Origin of the sequence: Streptomyces sp. NPDC001407, assembly GCF_042895325.1 — a bacterium.
In the GTDB taxonomy this organism is placed as follows: Bacteria; Actinomycetota; Actinomycetes; order Streptomycetales; family Streptomycetaceae; genus Streptomyces.
The window spans coordinates 76,384-93,227 of record NZ_JBIAWF010000009.1; the positions used below are offsets into that span (position 1 = coordinate 76,384).

Genomic DNA, 16,844 nt, shown 5'->3' on the forward strand with positions numbered 1-16,844 from the left:
AGGTGGCAGCACCGAAGAAGGGCCGCAGGTCCCCGGGCGGCCAGGGCAGGCCGGGCCGCGTCCTGGCCCTGATCCTGATCGCCATGGTGGCGCTCACCGGGGGAATGTTCGCCTCCGGGCGCACCACCCCGCGGCTGGGCATCGACCTCGCTGGTGGCACCAGCTTCACGCTGAAGGCCAAGAACGAACCCGGCAAGCCCAATGCGATCAATGACACCAACATGAACACGGCCGTCGGCATCATCGAGCGGCGTGTCAACGGCCTCGGTGTCACCGAGGCCGAGGTTCAGACGCAGGGCCGCGACCACATCGTCGTGAACATCCCCAAGGGGACGAACGCCGAGCAGGCCCGGCAGCAGGTCGGCACGACCGCCAAGCTGGGCTTCCGGCCCGTGCTGAGCGTGGCCCCCGGTGCCAAGACGCCCGAGCCCGCCGCCAGCCCCTCCGCCGGGGGCAAGGACAAGGGCGGTGACAAGAGCAAGGACGACAAGAACAAGCCGTCCGGCTCCCCCTCCCCGTCCGCGAGCACGCAGGGCCGCGCCGTCACCGACGCCCTGAAGGCCGACGCCGCCACCACCCCGAGCGCCTCCGCCTCGGCGGGCACGGACGACAAGGGTGCCAAGAAGGACGACAAGTCCAAGAAGGACAGCACCCCCTCGCCGGCCCCCGCCGACGTCGCCGCGCTCCAGAAGAAGCTCGACGCGCTCGACTGCTCCACCAAGGAGGGCCGCTCCAACGCGAGCGAGGCCGCCGCGCGCTCCGCGGCGACCGACATGATCGCCGCGTGCAAGAAGGACGGCTCCGCCAAGGAGATCCTCGGCCCGGTGTCCGTGGAGGGCACCGGCGTCAGCAGCGCCTCGGCCGTCTTCGACAGCCAGCAGGGCCGCGGCTGGCTCGTCCAGCTGAAGTTCACCTCCGGCGGCTCCAAGAAGTTCGCCGACGTGACCGGCCAGCTGGCCAGCAAGCAGTCCCCGCAGAACCAGTTCGCGATCGTCCTGGACGGCGAGGTCGTCTCCGACCCCTCCGTCTCCAGCTCGATCAACGGCGGCCAGGCGGAGATCTCCGGCGGCTTCACCCAGCAGAGCGCCCAGGACCTGGCCAACGTGCTGTCCTACGGTGCCCTGCCGCTGTCCTTCAGCGTCGAGACCGAGACGACCGTCACCGCGGCGCTCGGCGGCGAGCAGCTGCGCGCCGGTCTCATCGCCGGTGCCATCGGCCTCGCCCTGGTCATCATCTACCTGGTGGCGTACTACCGCGGGCTCGCGCTCGTCGCCCTCGCCAGCCTCCTGTGCTCCGCCGTCCTCACCTACGTGATCATGGTGTTGCTGGGACAGGCCATCGGCTTCGCGCTGAACCTGCCGGCGGTCTGCGGTGCGATCGTCGCGATCGGTATCACCGCCGACTCCTTCATCGTCTACTTCGAACGCATCCGTGACGAGATCCGGGAGGGCCGCTCGCTGCGCCCGGCCGTCGAGCGGGGCTGGCCGCGTGCCCGCCGCACCATCCTGGTCTCCGACTTCGTGTCCTTCCTCGCCGCCGCGGTGCTCTTCATCGTCACCGTCGGCAAGGTCCAGGGCTTCGCGTTCACCCTCGGTCTGACCACGCTCCTCGACGTCGTCGTGGTCTTCCTCTTCACCAAGCCGCTCATGACGCTCCTCGCGCGCCGCAAGTTCTTCGCCAGCGGCCATCCTTGGTCCGGGCTCGACCCCAAGCGGCTCGGCGCCAAGCCGCCGCTGCGGGCCTCCCGCCGCCGCCCCTCCGCCCCCGTCGACCCCAAGGAGGCGTGAGATGTCGAAACTCGGCAACCTCGGCGCCCGGCTCTACCGCGGTGAGGTCGGCTACGACTTCGTCGGCAAGCGGAAGATCTGGTACGGCATCTCGATCCTCATCACGATCACGGCGATCGTCGGCCTGGCCGTGCGCGGCCTGAACATGGGCATCGAGTTCTCCGGCGGCGCGGTCTTCACCACGCCCACCACCTCCGTCTCGGCCGAGCAGGCCCAGCGGACGGCACAGGACGCCTCCGGCCACCCCGCCATCGTCCAGAAGCTCGGCAACAAGACGCTGCGCGTCCAGGTCAGCGAGCTGTCCACCGAGCAGTCGCGGACGACCCAGGCGGCGCTGGCCAAGAAGCTCGACGTCCCGCTGAACAAGATCAACGCCGATATCGTCGGCCCCAGCTGGGGTGACCAGATCGCCAACAAGGCCTGGACGGGCCTGGCGGTCTTCATGATCCTCGTGGTGATCTACCTCGCGATCGCCTTCGAGTGGCGGATGGCCGTCGCCGCCCTCATCGCCCTGATCCACGACCTCACCATCACCGTCGGCGTGTACGCCCTGGTGGGCTTCGAGGTCACCCCGGGCACCGTGATCGGTCTGCTGACCATCCTCGGTTACTCCCTCTACGACACCGTCGTCGTCTTCGACGGTCTGAAGGAGAGCTCGAAGGACATCACCAAGCAGACCCGCTGGACCTACAGCGAGATCGCCAACCGCAGCCTCAACGGCACCCTGGTGCGTTCCATCAACACCACCGTCGTGGCGCTGCTGCCGGTCGCCGGCCTGCTCTTCATCGGCGGCGGCTTCCTGGGCGCGGGCATGCTCAACGACATCTCCCTCGCCCTCTTCGTCGGCCTCGCGGCCGGCGCGTACTCCTCGATCTTCATCGCCACCCCGCTGGTCGCCGACCTCAAGGAGCGCGACCCGCAGATGCGGGCCCTGGCCAAGCGGGTGGCCGCCAAGCGCGCCGCAGCGACCGCCAAGGCGGAGTCCGGCGAGGGCGAGCCGCAGGACGCCGGGACCGTCGGTGAGGAGCCCGAGGACGCCGCCCCGGCCGGAATCGTCCGCCAGGCCACGCCCCGCAACCGCGGCGGCCGCGGCCGTCCCTCGGGGAAGCGCCGATGAGCACCGTGGAGGTCGGCATGACCGACGAGAAGCTGCGTGAGGCGCTGTTGGCGCGCATCCACGATGTGCCGGACTACCCGAAGCCGGGCGTGATGTTCAAGGACATCACCCCGCTGCTCGCGGACGCCGAGGCGTTCGGCCTGCTCACCGACACCTTCGCCGGGCTCTGCGAGCGCCTCGGCGCGACCAAGGTCGTCGGCCTGGAGGCCCGCGGGTTCATCCTGGGCGCCCCGGCCGCCGTCCGCGCCGGGGTCGGCTTCATCCCCGTACGCAAGGCCGGCAAGCTCCCCGGCGCCTGCCTCGCGCAGACGTACGAGCTGGAGTACGGCACCGCCGAGATCGAGATGCACGCCGACGCGGTGGGCCCGGACGACCGGGTGCTCGTCATCGACGACGTGCTGGCCACCGGTGGCACGGCGGAGGCGGCGCTCCAGCTGATCCGCCGGGCCGGTGCCGAGGTCGCGGGCGTCGCCGTGCTGATGGAGCTCGGCTTCCTCGACGGCCGGCAGCGGCTGGCCGAGGGCCTCGGCGGCGCACCGCTGGAGGCATTGATCACGCTCTGACCCGCAGGGGAGAGGGCGTCGCGCACGACGACGCGGGGCGGGCACCGGGAAGATCCGGTGCCCGCCCCGCGTTTTCCCCTGTCACCACCCGGGCGCGCGGCAGTCACGCCGCCCGGCTCGATACCATGGCAGTCCGGACCTGAACGGGGGGCCGGACCCGCATGAGGAGTGCTCTTGCCAGACGAGGCCCAGCCGCTCACCGCCGCACAGCAGGACAAGCCGTCTCCCGAGGCCGCGGCGGGCACGGGCACGCCCCAGGGCCGCCCCGACAGCGCGCCTGAGCCCGCGGACCGCACGGCCCCCACCGGACCCAAGGCCCCCAAGCCTTCCGAGGTCATGCCCGGCGCGCAGCCCGCCGACGGCACCGGCAAGGCGGCCGTCGCGCCCGCCGGCGCGTCACCCGTCCGGCCCACCGCCCCGCAGGGACCCGCCCCGCGCTCCGGCTCCTCCAGCCGCGTACGTGCCCGCCTCGCCCGCCTGGGCGTCCAGCGCTCCAGCCCGTACAACCCGGTGCTGGAACCGCTGCTGCGCGTCGTGCGCGGCAACGACCCCAAGGCCGACACCGCGACCCTGCGGCAGATCGAGCGGGCCTATCAGGTCGCCGAGCGCTGGCACCGGGGGCAGAAGCGCAAGAGCGGGGACCCGTACATCACGCACCCCCTCGCGGTGACCACGATCCTCGCCGAGCTGGGCATGGACCCCGCCACGCTGATGGCGGGCCTGCTGCACGACACCGTCGAGGACACCGAGTACGGCCTGGACACCCTGCGCCGTGACTTCGGCGACCAGGTCGCCCTGCTGGTGGACGGCGTCACCAAGCTCGACCGGGTCAAGTTCGGCGAGGCCGCGCAGGCCGAGACCGTGCGCAAGATGGTCGTCGCCATGGCCAAGGACCCGCGCGTCCTGGTCATCAAGCTCGCCGACCGCCTGCACAACATGCGCACCATGCGCTACCTCAAGCGGGAGAAGCAGGAGAAGAAGGCCCGCGAGACGCTGGAGATCTACGCCCCGCTGGCGCACCGGCTGGGCATGAACACCATCAAGTGGGAGCTGGAGGACCTCGCCTTCGCGATCCTCTACCCCAAGATGTACGACGAGATCGTCCGCCTCGTCGCCGAGCGCGCCCCCAAGCGTGACGAATACCTGGCGATCGTCACCGACGAGGTCCAGGCCGACCTGCGCGCCGCCCGGATCAAGGCCACCGTCACCGGCCGCCCGAAGCACTACTACAGCGTCTACCAGAAGATGATCGTGCGGGGCCGCGACTTCGCCGAGATCTACGACCTGGTGGGCATCCGCGTCCTCGTCGACACCGTCCGCGACTGCTACGCGGCGCTCGGCACCGTCCACGCCCGGTGGAACCCGGTCCCGGGGCGGTTCAAGGACTACATCGCGATGCCGAAGTTCAACATGTACCAGTCGCTGCACACGACGGTCATAGGTCCCAGCGGCAAGCCCGTCGAGCTGCAGATCCGCACCTTCGACATGCACCGGCGCGCGGAGTACGGCATCGCCGCGCACTGGAAGTACAAGCAGGAAGCCGTCGCCGGGGCCTCCAAGGTCCGCACCGACGTGCCGAAGAACGCCGGGAAGAACCAGGACACCGTCAATGACATGGCCTGGCTGCGGCAGTTGCTGGACTGGCAGAAGGAGACCGAGGACCCGGGGGAGTTCCTGGAGTCCCTGCGCTTCGACCTCTCGCGCAACGAGGTCTTCGTCTTCACGCCCAAGGGCGATGTCATAGCGCTCCCGGCCGGGGCCACCCCGGTCGACTTCGCCTACGCCGTCCACACCGAGGTCGGCCACCGCACCATAGGCGCCCGGGTCAACGGCCGGCTCGTGCCCCTCGAATCGACCCTGGACAACGGCGATCTGGTCGAGGTCTTCACCTCCAAGGCCGCCGGCGCCGCCCCGTCCCGCGACTGGCTCGGCTTCGTCAAGTCACCGCGTGCCCGCAACAAGATCCGTGCCTGGTTCTCCAAGGAGCGCCGCGACGAGGCCATCGAGCAGGGCAAGGACGCCATCGCGCGTGCCATGCGCAAGCAGAACCTGCCGATCCAGCGGATCCTCACCGGCGACTCGCTCGTCACCCTCGCGCACGAGATGCGCTACCCCGACATCTCCTCCCTCTACGCCGCCATCGGCGAGGGCCACGTCGCCGCGCAGGGCGTCGTGCAGAAGCTCGTCCAGGCCCTCGGCGGGGAGGACGCGGCCACCGAGGACATCGAGGAGTCCGCGCCCATCCGCAGCCGCTCGAAGCGGCGTTCCAGCGCGGACCCGGGTGTCGTCGTCAAGGGCGTCGACGACGTGTGGGTGAAGCTGGCCCGCTGTTGTACGCCGGTGCCGGGCGACCCGATCATCGGCTTCGTCACCCGGGGCAACGGCATCTCGGTGCACCGCGCCGACTGCGTCAACGTCGACTCGCTCTCGCAGCAGCCCGAGCGGATCCTCGAGGTCGAGTGGGCGCCCACCCAGTCGTCGGTCTTCCTCGTCGCCATCCAGGTCGAGGCGCTGGACCGGTCCCGGCTGCTGTCGGACGTCACCCGCGTCCTGTCCGACCAGCACGTCAACATCCTCTCGGCCGCCGTGCAGACCTCCCGCGACCGGGTGGCCACCTCGCGCTTCACCTTCGAGATGGGCGACCCCAAGCACCTCGGGCACGTCCTCAAGGCGGTGCGGGGCGTGGAGGGCGTCTACGACGTCTACCGCGTGACCTCGGCGCGCAGGCCGTAGCCGCACAGAGTCACCACGCCACGAGTAAGGGGCTCCGGCCATAGCCGGAGCCCCTTACTTCACGCGTCAGGCGGTCAGCCGCCGAACTCCTCCAGGCCCTTCAGCGCCTGGTCCAGCAGGGCCTTGCGGCCCTCCAGCTCCTTGGTGAGCTTGTCGGCCTTGGCGTCGTTGCCCGCGGCACGCGCCTTGTCCGCCTGCTCCTGGAGCTTGTCGACCGCGGCCTGCAACTGCCCGGTCAGACCGGCCGCACGCGCCCGGGCCTCCGGGTTGGTGCGCCGCCACTCGCTCTCCTCGGCCTCCTGGAGCGCGCGCTCGACGGTGTGCATCCGGCCCTCGATCTTCGGCCGGGCGTCCCGCGGCACATGACCCACGGCCTCCCAGCGCTCGTTGATCGAACGGAACGCCGCCCGCGCCGCCTTGAGGTCCGTCACCGGGAGCAGCTTCTCGGCCTCGGCGACCAGCTCCTCCTTGCGGGTGAGGTTGACCTGCTGCTCGGCGTCGCGCTCGGCGAACACCTCGCTGCGCGCCTGGAAGAAGACGTCCTGCGCGCCGCGGAAGCGGGCCCACAGCTCGTCCTCCGCCTCGCGCTGCGCACGGCCCGCGGCCTTCCAGTCGGCCATCAGGTCGCGGTAACGCGCGGCCGTCGGGCCCCAGTCGGTGGAGCCGGAGAGCGACTCGGCCTCGGCGACCAGCTTCTCCTTGGCCTTGCGGGCCTCCTCGCGCTGGGCGTCCAGCGACGCGAAGTGCGCCTTGCGCCGCTTGGAGAACGCCGAGCGGGCGTGCGAGAAGCGGTGCCACAGCTCGTCGTCCGCCTTGCGGTCCAGCCGCGGCAGGCCCTTCCAGGTGTCGACCAGGGCGCGCAGCCGCTCGCCGGCCGACCGCCACTGCTCGCTCGCGGCCAGCTCCTCGGCCTCGGCGACCAGCGCCTCCTTCGCCGTACGGGCCTCGTCGGACTGCTTCGCCTTCGCGGCCTTGCGCTCCTCGCGGCGCGTCTCGACCGTGGCCACGAGCTTGTCGAGCCGGACGCGCAGCGCGTCCAGATCGCCGACCGCGTGGTGCTCGTCGACCTGCGTGCGCAGGTGGTCGATCGCGGTCATCGCGTCCTTGGCCGACAGGTCGGTGGTCCTGACCCGGCGCTCGAGGAGGCCGATCTCGACGACCAGGCCCTCGTACTTGCGCTCGAAGTAGGCGAGTGCCTCCTCGGGGGAACCCGCCTGCCACGAGCCGACGACCTGCTCGCCGTCGGCGGTACGCACGTACACAGTCCCCGTCTCATCGACGCGGCCCCATGGGTCGCTGCTCACAGCGCCTCCTCCACATGATGCCGGGGCCGGTGCGCGGCCCCTCGGGCATCGTCCACAGTTGTTCCGGCAGGGCCGCGCCCTGACCGGTCCGACGGCTTGATCGTTCGGGTGCGGGCAGCCGTCGGATCAGGCACCCTACACAACGCCAACATAGGCGACCGGTGGCCCGGCTGTCCGTATCCCGCGCGACCGAAATTTCGCCGTACGGAGCGGGGATCGGGCCCCGTGGCACGGCGGGAGGCGCGGCGGACGGCGGAAGACCCGGGCGGGCCTCAGGACTTGGTCACCGTCGCCTTGTCGATGACGACGCTCGCGTTGGGAGCGCCGTCGGGGGCACCGCCCTGCACACCGGCGCCGGCGATCTTCTTGAGCACCTTCATGCCCTCGGTGCCGATGGTGCCGACGGGGGTGTACTTCGGGTCCAGCTTGCTGTCCTGGTAGACCAGGAAGAACTGGCTGCCACCGGAGTCCGGCTGACCGGTGTTGGCCATCGCGACCGTGCCCGCCGGATAGATGCCGTCCTTGATCCGGGGATCCTTGAGGTTCTCGTCCGGGATCGTGTAGCCCGAACCGCCCGTGCCGTTGCCCTTGGGGTCGCCGCACTGGAGGACGTAGATGCCGGCGGTGGTGAGCCGGTGGCACGGGCTGTGGTCGTAGAACCCCTCGCCGGCCAGGAAGTTGAACGAGTTCACCGTGTGCGGCGCCTTCTCGGCGTCGAGCTTGATGTCGATGCCGCCGCACGTCGTCTTCAGATCCATCGCGTACGAGGCCGACTTGTCGACGGCCATCGCGGGCTCCGACTTCCACGACTTGGCGGAGGGGGAGCCGGGGGCCGCCTTGGCGCACGGGTCCGGGCCCTTGCTCGGCGGCGTGGAGCTGTCCGGTGCCGCCGCGTCCGTGGTGTCCTTCTTGCCGTCGCCGGACAGCGCGCCCGTGGCGTAGGCCGTCGCGCCCGCCGCGAGCACCACGGCGAGGCCCGCGGCGATCACCGCGTTCCGGCGGCGCGCCTTGCGCCGGGCCGCCTCGCGGCGCTCCTGCTGCCGCTGGAACTTCTCCCGGGCGAGCTGCCGCCGCCGCTGCTCGTTACTGACCACCGGGTCGTCTCCTCGTGCCGTCTGGTCCATGGCGGACCGGGGTTGCGGGGTGTGCCCGTACCGTATACGGGTTCGCTGTGACCGGAGTGCCGCCGGTAGGCTCTGTACCGGCCGGGTTTCCCGCCAGGGAGTCCCCGCCGGTCCACTGCTGGAATTCTGCTGGTCGATCATTAAGGACGAATGTGCTTATTGCCGGGTTCCCCGCCGGGGCCTGGGGGACCAATTGCTATCTGGTCGCCCCGGCCGCAGGCGAGGAGTGCGTGATCGTCGACCCGGGCCACCAGGCGGCCCCCGGCGTCGAGGAAACGCTCAGGAAGCATCGGCTCAAGCCCGTCGCCGTCGTCCTCACCCACGGGCACGTCGACCATGTCGCCTCGGTCGTCCCGGTGTGCGGTGCCCACGACGTCCCCGCCTGGATCCACCCCGCGGACCGCCACATGATGAGCGACCCGGAGAAGGGCCTCGGCCGCTCCATCGGGCAGCGCCTCATGGGCGAGCTGACCGTGGGCGAGCCGGACGACGTCAAGGAGCTCGCCGACGGCGCCCGGCTGGACCTCGCCGGGCTGGAGTTCTCCGTCGCGCACGCGCCCGGCCATACCAAGGGGTCGGTGACCTTCCGGCTGCCCGAGACCGCCGACGTGCCGTCGGTGTTCTTCGTGGGCGACCTGTTGTTCGCCGGCTCCATCGGACGCACCGACCTGCCCGGCGGCGACCACGCCGAGATACTCCGGTCGCTGGCACGCGTGTGCCTGCCCCTGGACGACTCGACCGTGGTGCTGTCCGGCCACGGCCCCCAGACCAGCATCGGCCGCGAGCGCGCCACCAACCCGTACCTGCGGGATCTGGCAGAAGCGCGCCACGGCCTCGGAGACGGCGCCACCGCCCCTCCGCGACGAGGAATGTGACGATTTTTCCCGTGAGTACGTTCAAGGCCCCCAAGGGCACCTACGACCTGACCCCGCCCGACTCCGCGGTCTACCTCGCGGTGCGCGAGGCCATCGCGGCGCCGCTCAAGCGCTCCGGCTACGGCTACATCGAGACCCCCGGTTTCGAGCAGGTCGAGCTGTTCTCCCGCGGTGTGGGCGAGTCCACCGACATCGTGACCAAGGAGATGTACACCCTCACCACGCGCGGCGGCGACGAGCTCGCGCTGCGCCCCGAGGGCACCGCCTCCGTGCTGCGCGCGGCCCTGGAGGCCAACCTGCACAAGGCCGGCAACCTCCCGGTCAAGCTCTGGTACTCCGGCTCGTACTACCGCTACGAGCGCCCGCAGGCCGGCCGCTACCGCCACTTCTCGCAGGTCGGCGCCGAGGCCATCGGCGCCGAGGACCCGGCGCTCGACGCCGAGCTGATCATCCTGGCCGTCGACGCCTACAAGTCGCTGGGCCTTGAGAACTTCCGCCTGCTGCTCAACTCCCTCGGCGACAAGGAGTGCCGCCCGGCCTACCGCGACGCGCTCCAGTCCTTCCTGCGCGGCCTCGACCTCGACGACGACACCCGCCGCCGCATCGAGATCAACCCGCTGCGCGTCCTCGACGACAAGCGCGAGGCCGTGCAGAAGCAGCTCGTCGGCGCCCCGATGCTCCGTGACCACCTCTGCGAGGCGTGCAAGGAGTACCACGAGCAGGTGCGCGAGCTGCTGACCGCGGCGGGCGTCGCCTTCGAGGACGACGAGAAGCTGGTCCGCGGCCTGGACTACTACACCCGCACCACCTTCGAGTTCGTCCACGACGGCCTCGGCTCGCAGTCCGCGGTGGGCGGCGGCGGCCGCTACGACGGCCTGTCCGAGATGATCGGCGGACCCGCGCTGCCGTCGGTCGGCTGGGCGCTCGGCGTCGACCGCACCGTGCTGGCGCTCAAGGCGGAGGGCATCGAGCTCGATCTGCCCGCCGCGACACAGGTCTTCGCCGTGCCGCTGGGCGACGAGGCCCGCCGGGTGCTCTTCGGCCTCGTGACCGAGCTGCGCCGGGCCGGCGTCGCCACCGACTTCGCCTTCGGCGGCAAGGGCCTGAAGAACGCCATGAAATCGGCCAACCGCTCAGGCGCCCGCTTCGCGCTCGTCGCGGGTGAACGGGACCTCGCCGAGGGCGTCGTGCAGCTCAAGGACCTCGAGTCCGGCGAGCAGACACCTGTCGCATTCGACACCGTGGTGGGCGAACTCCTCTCCAGGCAAGGCTGATTGCCCGGCGGCTCGTGCAGAATGGGCCGCACGGACCGACTGATGGGATCTAGGGCGCTATGACCACTTCGGCACTCGACCGCTCCGACACCGACGGCGACGAGCGGGACGGCCCGGCCACGGGCTCCGTGGGCGGCGGTCGCGCGTTCGCTCTGCTGCTGGTCGTCACCGGTGCCATGGGGCTGCTGGCGTCCTGGGTCATCACCCTCGACAAGTTCAAGCTCCTCAAGGACCCGAACTACGTCCCGGGGTGCAGCCTCAACCCCATCGTCTCCTGCGGCAACATCATGCAGAGCAAGCAGGCCGAGGCCTTCGGGTTCCCCAACCCGATGCTCGGCCTGGCCTGCTACGCCGTGATCATCGCGATCGGCCTGGCGCTGCTCTCCGGCGCCCGCTTCCCGCGGTGGTACTGGCTCGGCATGCAGGCCGGCTGCCTCTTCGGCGTGGGCTTCGTGAGCTGGCTGCAGTACGAGTCGCTGTACGTCATCGGCTCGCTGTGCCTGTGGTGCTGCCTGGCCTGGGTCGGCACGATCGTCATGTTCTGGTACGTGACCGTGCAGAACCTCCGCCACGGCTTCATCCCCGCCCCGCGGGCGCTGCGCAACGCGCTGCTGGAGTTCCACTGGGTGGTCCCGGTGCTGCACATCGGCATCATCGGCATGCTGATCCTCACCAAGTGGTGGGACTTCTGGACCGGCGGCACCGCCTGACGGCCGCCTTTCCAGCCTGGACAGCCGCCGTCGGACCCCTCGGGTCCGGCGGCGTTGTCAGAGGTGTGGCATAGGGTTTTCGACGTGGAACCCGACCTCTTCACCGCAGCCGCCGAGGACCGCCAGGAGAAAGACCCGGCGAGCAGTCCGCTGGCCGTCCGGATGCGCCCGCGGACGCTCGACGAAGTCGTCGGCCAGGGCCACCTCCTCAAGCCCGGGTCGCCGCTGCGCAGGCTGGTGGGGGAGGGGAGCGGCGGTCCGGCCGGGCCGTCCTCGGTGATCCTCTGGGGGCCGCCCGGCATCGGCAAGACGACCTTGGCCTATGTCGTCAGCCAGGCCACCAACAGGCGCTTCGTGGAGCTGTCCGCGATCACCGCCGGGGTGAAGGAGGTGCGGGCCGTCATCGACGGCGCCCGCCGCGCCTCGGGCGGTTACGGCAAGGAGACCGTCCTCTTCCTGGACGAGATCCACCGCTTCAGCAAGGCCCAGCAGGACTCCCTGCTGCCCGCCGTGGAGAACCGCTGGGTCACCCTGATCGCGGCCACCACGGAGAACCCGTACTTCTCGATCATCTCCCCCCTGCTGTCCCGGTCCCTGCTGCTGACCCTCCAGGCCCTCACCGACGACGACCTGCGCGGCCTGCTGCACCGCGCGCTCACCGACGAGCGCGGCCTCGGCGGGGCGGTGACGCTGCCCAAGGACGCGGAGGGGCATCTGCTGAGGATCGCCGGGGGCGACGCGCGGCGGGCGCTGACCGCCCTGGAGGCGGGCGCGGGTTCGGCCATCGCCAAGGGCGAGACCGAGATCACCCTGGAGACGCTGGAGGAGGCCGTCGACCGCGCGGCCGTGCGCTACGACCGCGCCGGTGACCAGCACTACGACGTGGCCAGCGCCCTCATCAAGTCCATCCGCGGCTCCGACGTGGACGCCACCTTGCACTATCTGGCCCGGATGATCGAGGCCGGGGAGGACCCGCGGTTCATCGCCCGGCGGCTGATGATCTCCGCTAGCGAGGACGTCGGCATGGCTGACCCCACCGCGCTCCAGACGGCGGTCGCCGGTGCGCAGGCCGTCGCGCTGATCGGCTTCCCGGAGGCCCGGATCGTCCTCGGCCAGGTGGCAGTGGCGCTCGCCCTGGCCCCGAAGTCCAACGCCGCGTATCTGGCGATCGACGCGGCCCTCGCGGACGTCCGGGCGGGCCTCGCCGGGCCTGTGCCCCCGCACCTGCGCGACGGGCACTACAAGGGCGCCGAGAAGCTCGGCCACGCGCAGGGCTATCTCTACCCCCACGACCTGCCCGGCGGCATCGCCGCCCAGCAGTACGCGCCGGACGCGGTCCACGGCAAGCGCTATTACGAACCCACGCGGTACGGGGCGGAGGCGCGCTACGCGGACGTGGTGGAGCGGGTGCGCAAGCGGCTGCGGGGCGAGTCGGAGAGCTGAGCACCGACTCGCTCTCCCCAGGTTCAGTCCGCCGCGGTGTCGAAGAGCGCGTGCATCGCCTGCCGCAGGCCGGCGATGTCCCGCACCGGCCGGGGGAATTCGAAGCGCACGTCGAAGGACCGGTCGGCCGCCGTGCCCTCGCCGTGCGCCGGGGTGAACCGCACGCGCAGCCCGAAGCGGTCCAGCGCCACGGGCACGGCCCGGTCGCGGGCGCAGCGCGGCCGCCGTTCGCCGAGCAGCGAGCTCAGGGCGCGCACCTGGTCGCCGTGCGAGGCGTGCAGGTGCTGGAGCAGCTCCGCCTCGTGCTCGATCAGCGGGTCGGGCTCGGCGCGGGCGAAGTCGTCCGCCTCGACGCTCTCCGCGCCCCACAGGTCGTCGACGCTGCTCCCGCCGACCTCCAGCCGCAGCATCATCCGGCCCGGCTCGGTCACCCCGGGCACGGAGGTGAGCCAGCCGGAGAGCCAGGCGCGGCCGCGGATGCGGTTCGGCACGGAGACGGGTGCTACGTCGGTGAGCTCCAGCACGGCGGCCAGCTCGTCGTCCTGGGCGTGCGTGGCGGCGCGTACGGCCGGGGAATCCGCGGGGAAGACCAGGAAGACCTCGCCGTCGGGGCCCACGCTGCGGGCCTCGGGGGCGAGCAGTTCGGCGGGCACCGCGGCGCCCGTGCCGGTCCCGCCGGTCAGCCCGGGAATGAGCAGTACCGCGGAGCATGTACTCTGTACGAGAGTTCGTGTGCGCTCGGCTGCTGACGGCATCCGCGCGATTTCAAGTCCGCTGGGACGCGGCTGACCACGATCTGATCGGACCTCCGTCGCGTCGGCGCCATCAGTTGCGTCGGCCTCTTTCGTGCTGTCCGTGATGTGACTGGTGTTCCCCGGACGAGACATGCGATCTCCTTGAGTAAGGTGAGCCTAACCTAACCTACAACGGAGGTCTGGAGAACGTGCCTAACCAGTCGCGTCCCAAGGTCAAGAAGTCTCGTGCGCTCGGCATCGCGCTGACGCCGAAGGCCGTCAAGTACTTCGAGGCCCGCCCCTACCCGCCGGGCGAGCACGGCCGTGGCCGCAAGCAGAACTCGGACTACAAGGTCCGTCTGCTCGAGAAGCAGCGTCTGCGCGCCCAGTACGACATCAGCGAGCGCCAGATGGCCCGCGCCTACGACCGCGCCAAGAAGGCCGAGGGCAAGACGGGCGAGGCGCTGGTCGTCGAGCTCGAGCGCCGTCTCGACGCGCTGGTCCTGCGTTCGGGCATCGCCCGCACCATCTACCAGGCCCGCCAGATGGTCGTCCACGGCCACATCCAGGTCAACGGTGGCAAGGTCGACAAGCCGTCGTTCCGCGTCCGTCCCGACGACGTCGTGACGGTCCGCGAGCGCAGCCGCGCCAAGCACCCGTTCCAGGTCGCCATGGCCGGCGGCTACGCCGGTGAGGGCGAGACCCCGCGCTACCTCCAGGTCAACCTGGGCGCGCTGGCCTTCCGCCTGGACCGCGAGCCGAACCGCAAGGAGATCCCCGTGATCTGCGACGAGCAGCTCGTCGTCGAGTACTACGCCCGCTGATCCAGCGGAAGTAGCGGCTCTCCGAGCTCTCGCTCAGCCCGTCGTCTCCCCGGCCCCCGTGGCCGGCGAGGCGGCGGGCTCGCGCGTTTCCGGCGGACGTACGGGCCCCCGGGCCCCCGGCACCGCCGCGGGCCGCTCCGGCACGTGGCCCAGCCGGGCCACCACCGCGGCCAGATCCAGCCGGGCCCCCTCGCGCGCGCACTCCTCGTACCGGCGCGCGCCCAGCAGCTCCCGGAGCCGGCGCTCGCACAGGGCGCGCGGCGCGTCGAAGTGCCGCGATCCGGACAGCGGCAGCCCCACCGAGCGCCGCAGCCGCCCGGCCGCTCCCTGGAGCACCGCGGCCTCCTCGACGCCGCCGCCGGGCGTGACGTCCGCGGCCTCCTCCACCGTCACCAGCGCCAGCAGCTCCACCGCGAGCAACGCGCCCGCCAGATCGTGGAAGGCGTGGCCGACGGCCAGGCACTCCTGGAGCAGCGCCCGGGCCCGCACGGTGTCCCCGTCGCTCCACGCCGCGAGGCCCAGGACGTACAGCGCGCCCGCCAGCGAGCGGCGCTCGCCATGCTCCGCACAGACCTCCCGGACCTCCTCGCACAGCGCCACCGCGCCCGCCGGGTCACCCTGGAAGGCGACGGCGGCCGCGAGTTCCGCCTGGGCCGTCAGGACATCGCTGTTGAGCTCGCCGACCTGCTGGTAGCGGCCCAGCGCCGACCGCAGCAGTTCCTCGGCGCGCGGCAGGTCGTCGGAGACCAGCGCCAGCAGGCCCGCCCGGTGCTCGGCGTAGGCCAGCGCCCGGGTGTGGCCGCCGCGCACGGCCGTCTCGCGGCACTCCGCCAGCGCCCCCACCGCGCGGGCCGGGTCGCCCTGGAGCACCGCCACGTGACCCAGCACCCACAGGGCCTTCAGCCGGGTCTCCTCGTTGTCCGCCTCGGCCTCCAGCGCGCGCTCCAGCCAGTAGCGCCCCTCCGCGAGACGGCCGCAGCCGGTCCAGTGGAACCACAGCGTCCCCGCGAGGTACTGGCCGATGTGGGCCTCGCCCTTCTCCTCCAGGCTGTAGTCCAGCGCGAGCCGCAGATTCGGCAGTTCCGCCTCGATCCGCGCCGCCACCTCGGCCTGCCGGGGGCTGAACCAGTCCAGCTCGCACCAGGTGACCAGGCCCATGTACCAGTCGCGGTGCCTGCGGCGCATCCGCTCGCCGTCCGCCAGCGCGTCCAGCCAGCCCGTCCCGTACATCCGCGCCGGGTCCAGCAGCCGGTAGCGCGGCCCCAGCGCGGTGTCCTCCCGCACCACCACGGAGCGCGCCACCAGCTCGGCCAGCACGTCGAGCAGGCTCTCGGCCGGCAGCTCGGGGCCCGAGCAGACGTACTCCGCCGCCTCCAGGTCGAACAGGCCCGCGAAGACCGTCAGCCGGGCCCACAGCAGCCGCTCGGCGGGCGTGCACAGCTCGTGGGTCCAGCCGATGGCCGTACGCAGCGTCTGGTGCCGGGGCAGCGGGCCCGGCGCGCCCCCGGCCAGCAGCCGGAAGCGGTCGTCCAGCCGTTCCAGCACCTGTGCCACCGACAGCGCGCCCAGCCGCGCCGCCGCGAGTTCCAGCGCCAGCGGGATGCCGTCGAGTCTGCGGCACAGCTCGTCCGCGGTGGCGCGTTCCGTCTCCCCGGCGCCGGCCCACGCGCTCCCCGCGCGGTCCTCGAAGAGCTCGGCGGACTCCGGGCCGGACAGCGGCGACAGCGGGAAGACCTGCTCGCCCGCGACCCCCAGCGGCCGCCGGGACACCGCCAGCACCCGCAGCCCCGGCGCCCTCCGCAGCAGCGCCTGGACCAGCGCCGCGCAACCCTCCGTCACCTGCTCGCACCCGTCGAGGACGAGCAGCATCCGGCGCTCGGCGAGCTGCTCAAGCAGCCACGCGCGCGGCGGCCGGTCCGTGTGGTCGGTCAGCCCCAGGGCCTCGGCGACGGTGTGGTCCAGCAGGGCCGGGTCGGCGAGCGAGGAGAGCTCGGCCAGCCACGCTCCGTCGCAGAAGCGATCCTGCAAAGCGGTCGCGAGCCGGAGCGCCACGCGGGTCTTGCCCACGCCGCCGACCCCGGTCACCGTCACCAGCCGGGCCCGCTCCACCTGCGCGGCGAGCGCGTCCAGTTCGCGACCGCGGCCGATGAAGCGCGTGGGCCCGTCGGGCAGATTGCCCGGCGGCCCCGGCCGGTGACTGCCCTGCGCGGCGACGCCGTGGGCGCTGGAGGAGGGGGTGCCGGGAAGCGGTGAGCCGGAGAGTGGGGGCATGGCACACAGAGCGTACTGGTGAGTGTGCGCACCGTAAACTCCGGCAGGTGGGCGGGGCGGGCGCGGTGACAATCCGGTACGGGCG

General features: G+C 71.7%; 13 protein-coding genes. 9 read left to right on the plus strand and 4 right to left on the minus strand.

The features are described 5' to 3' along the window. The first annotated feature begins 2 nt into the window (after positions 1 to 2). The 4 genes from secD (at position 3) to ACFY1P_RS15090 (ending at position 6,200) form a co-directional block, all read left to right on the plus strand. Positions 3 to 1,787, plus strand: coding sequence for a protein translocase subunit SecD (secD, locus tag ACFY1P_RS15075; protein ID WP_361522410.1), 1,785 nt, complete (start codon positions 3 to 5; stop codon positions 1,785 to 1,787). 1 nt (position 1,788) lies between these two features. Then, positions 1,789 to 2,904 carry a protein translocase subunit SecF gene (gene secF, locus ACFY1P_RS15080; RefSeq protein WP_361522408.1) on the plus strand — a complete coding sequence of 372 codons (1,116 nt, stop codon included), beginning with the start codon at positions 1,789 to 1,791 and terminating at the stop codon, positions 2,902 to 2,904. Next, positions 2,901 to 3,467, plus strand: a complete 567-nt coding sequence (locus ACFY1P_RS15085) for an adenine phosphoribosyltransferase (protein ID WP_390750823.1) — start codon at positions 2,901 to 2,903, stop codon at positions 3,465 to 3,467. Before secF ends, ACFY1P_RS15085 begins: the two co-directional genes overlap by 4 nt. A gap of 174 nt (positions 3,468 to 3,641) precedes the next feature. Next, positions 3,642 to 6,200, plus strand: coding sequence for a RelA/SpoT family protein (locus ACFY1P_RS15090; protein ID WP_361522406.1), 2,559 nt, complete (start codon positions 3,642 to 3,644; stop codon positions 6,198 to 6,200). A 74-nt stretch (positions 6,201 to 6,274) separates the two neighbouring features. Here the strand turns inward: ACFY1P_RS15090 and ACFY1P_RS15095 are convergent, their stop codons facing one another. Beyond that, positions 6,275 to 7,504 (minus strand): DUF349 domain-containing protein, encoded by a 1,230-nt coding sequence (locus ACFY1P_RS15095; RefSeq protein ID WP_361522403.1) that lies wholly within the window; start codon positions 7,502 to 7,504, stop codon positions 6,275 to 6,277. A 272-nt stretch (positions 7,505 to 7,776) separates the two neighbouring features. Continuing rightward, the gene (locus ACFY1P_RS15100) at positions 7,777 to 8,598 is read right to left on the minus strand and encodes a peptidylprolyl isomerase (protein ID WP_390750824.1); all 822 of its coding nucleotides are present in this window, start codon (positions 8,596 to 8,598) and stop codon (positions 7,777 to 7,779) included. Positions 8,599 to 8,780: 182 nt separating this feature from the next. Here ACFY1P_RS15100 and ACFY1P_RS15105 point away from each other — a divergent pair, with 182 nt between their 5' ends. The 4 genes from ACFY1P_RS15105 (at position 8,781) to ACFY1P_RS15120 (ending at position 12,930) form a co-directional block, all read left to right on the plus strand. Beyond that, positions 8,781 to 9,503: an MBL fold metallo-hydrolase gene (locus tag ACFY1P_RS15105; RefSeq protein WP_361522397.1), complete on the plus strand. Its 723-nt coding sequence runs from the start codon at positions 8,781 to 8,783 to the stop codon at positions 9,501 to 9,503. Positions 9,504 to 9,514: 11 nt separating this feature from the next. Beyond that, complete coding sequence (gene hisS / locus ACFY1P_RS15110) at positions 9,515 to 10,777, plus strand: histidine--tRNA ligase (RefSeq protein ID WP_361522394.1); 1,263 nt, start codon at positions 9,515 to 9,517, stop codon at positions 10,775 to 10,777. A gap of 59 nt (positions 10,778 to 10,836) precedes the next feature. After that, on the plus strand, positions 10,837 to 11,487 hold the full coding sequence (locus ACFY1P_RS15115; protein ID WP_361522392.1) for a vitamin K epoxide reductase family protein: 651 nt from the start codon (positions 10,837 to 10,839) through the stop codon (positions 11,485 to 11,487). 84 nt (positions 11,488 to 11,571) lie between these two features. Continuing rightward, positions 11,572 to 12,930 carry a replication-associated recombination protein A gene (locus tag ACFY1P_RS15120; protein WP_390750825.1) on the plus strand — a complete coding sequence of 453 codons (1,359 nt, stop codon included), beginning with the start codon at positions 11,572 to 11,574 and terminating at the stop codon, positions 12,928 to 12,930. Positions 12,931 to 12,953: 23 nt separating this feature from the next. On the opposite strand, the gene ACFY1P_RS15125 is transcribed toward ACFY1P_RS15120, so the two are convergent. Next, positions 12,954 to 13,685, minus strand: a complete 732-nt coding sequence (locus tag ACFY1P_RS15125; RefSeq protein ID WP_361522387.1) for a DUF2470 domain-containing protein — start codon at positions 13,683 to 13,685, stop codon at positions 12,954 to 12,956. A 188-nt stretch (positions 13,686 to 13,873) separates the two neighbouring features. Here ACFY1P_RS15125 and rpsD point away from each other — a divergent pair, with 188 nt between their 5' ends. Beyond that, positions 13,874 to 14,488 (plus strand): 30S ribosomal protein S4, encoded by a 615-nt coding sequence (gene rpsD, locus ACFY1P_RS15130; protein WP_361522385.1) that lies wholly within the window; start codon positions 13,874 to 13,876, stop codon positions 14,486 to 14,488. 33 nt (positions 14,489 to 14,521) lie between these two features. On the opposite strand, the gene ACFY1P_RS15135 is transcribed toward rpsD, so the two are convergent. Further along, positions 14,522 to 16,759: an ATP-binding protein gene (locus tag ACFY1P_RS15135; protein WP_390750826.1), complete on the minus strand. Its 2,238-nt coding sequence runs from the start codon at positions 16,757 to 16,759 to the stop codon at positions 14,522 to 14,524. Between the last annotated feature and the right edge of the window lie 85 nt (positions 16,760 to 16,844).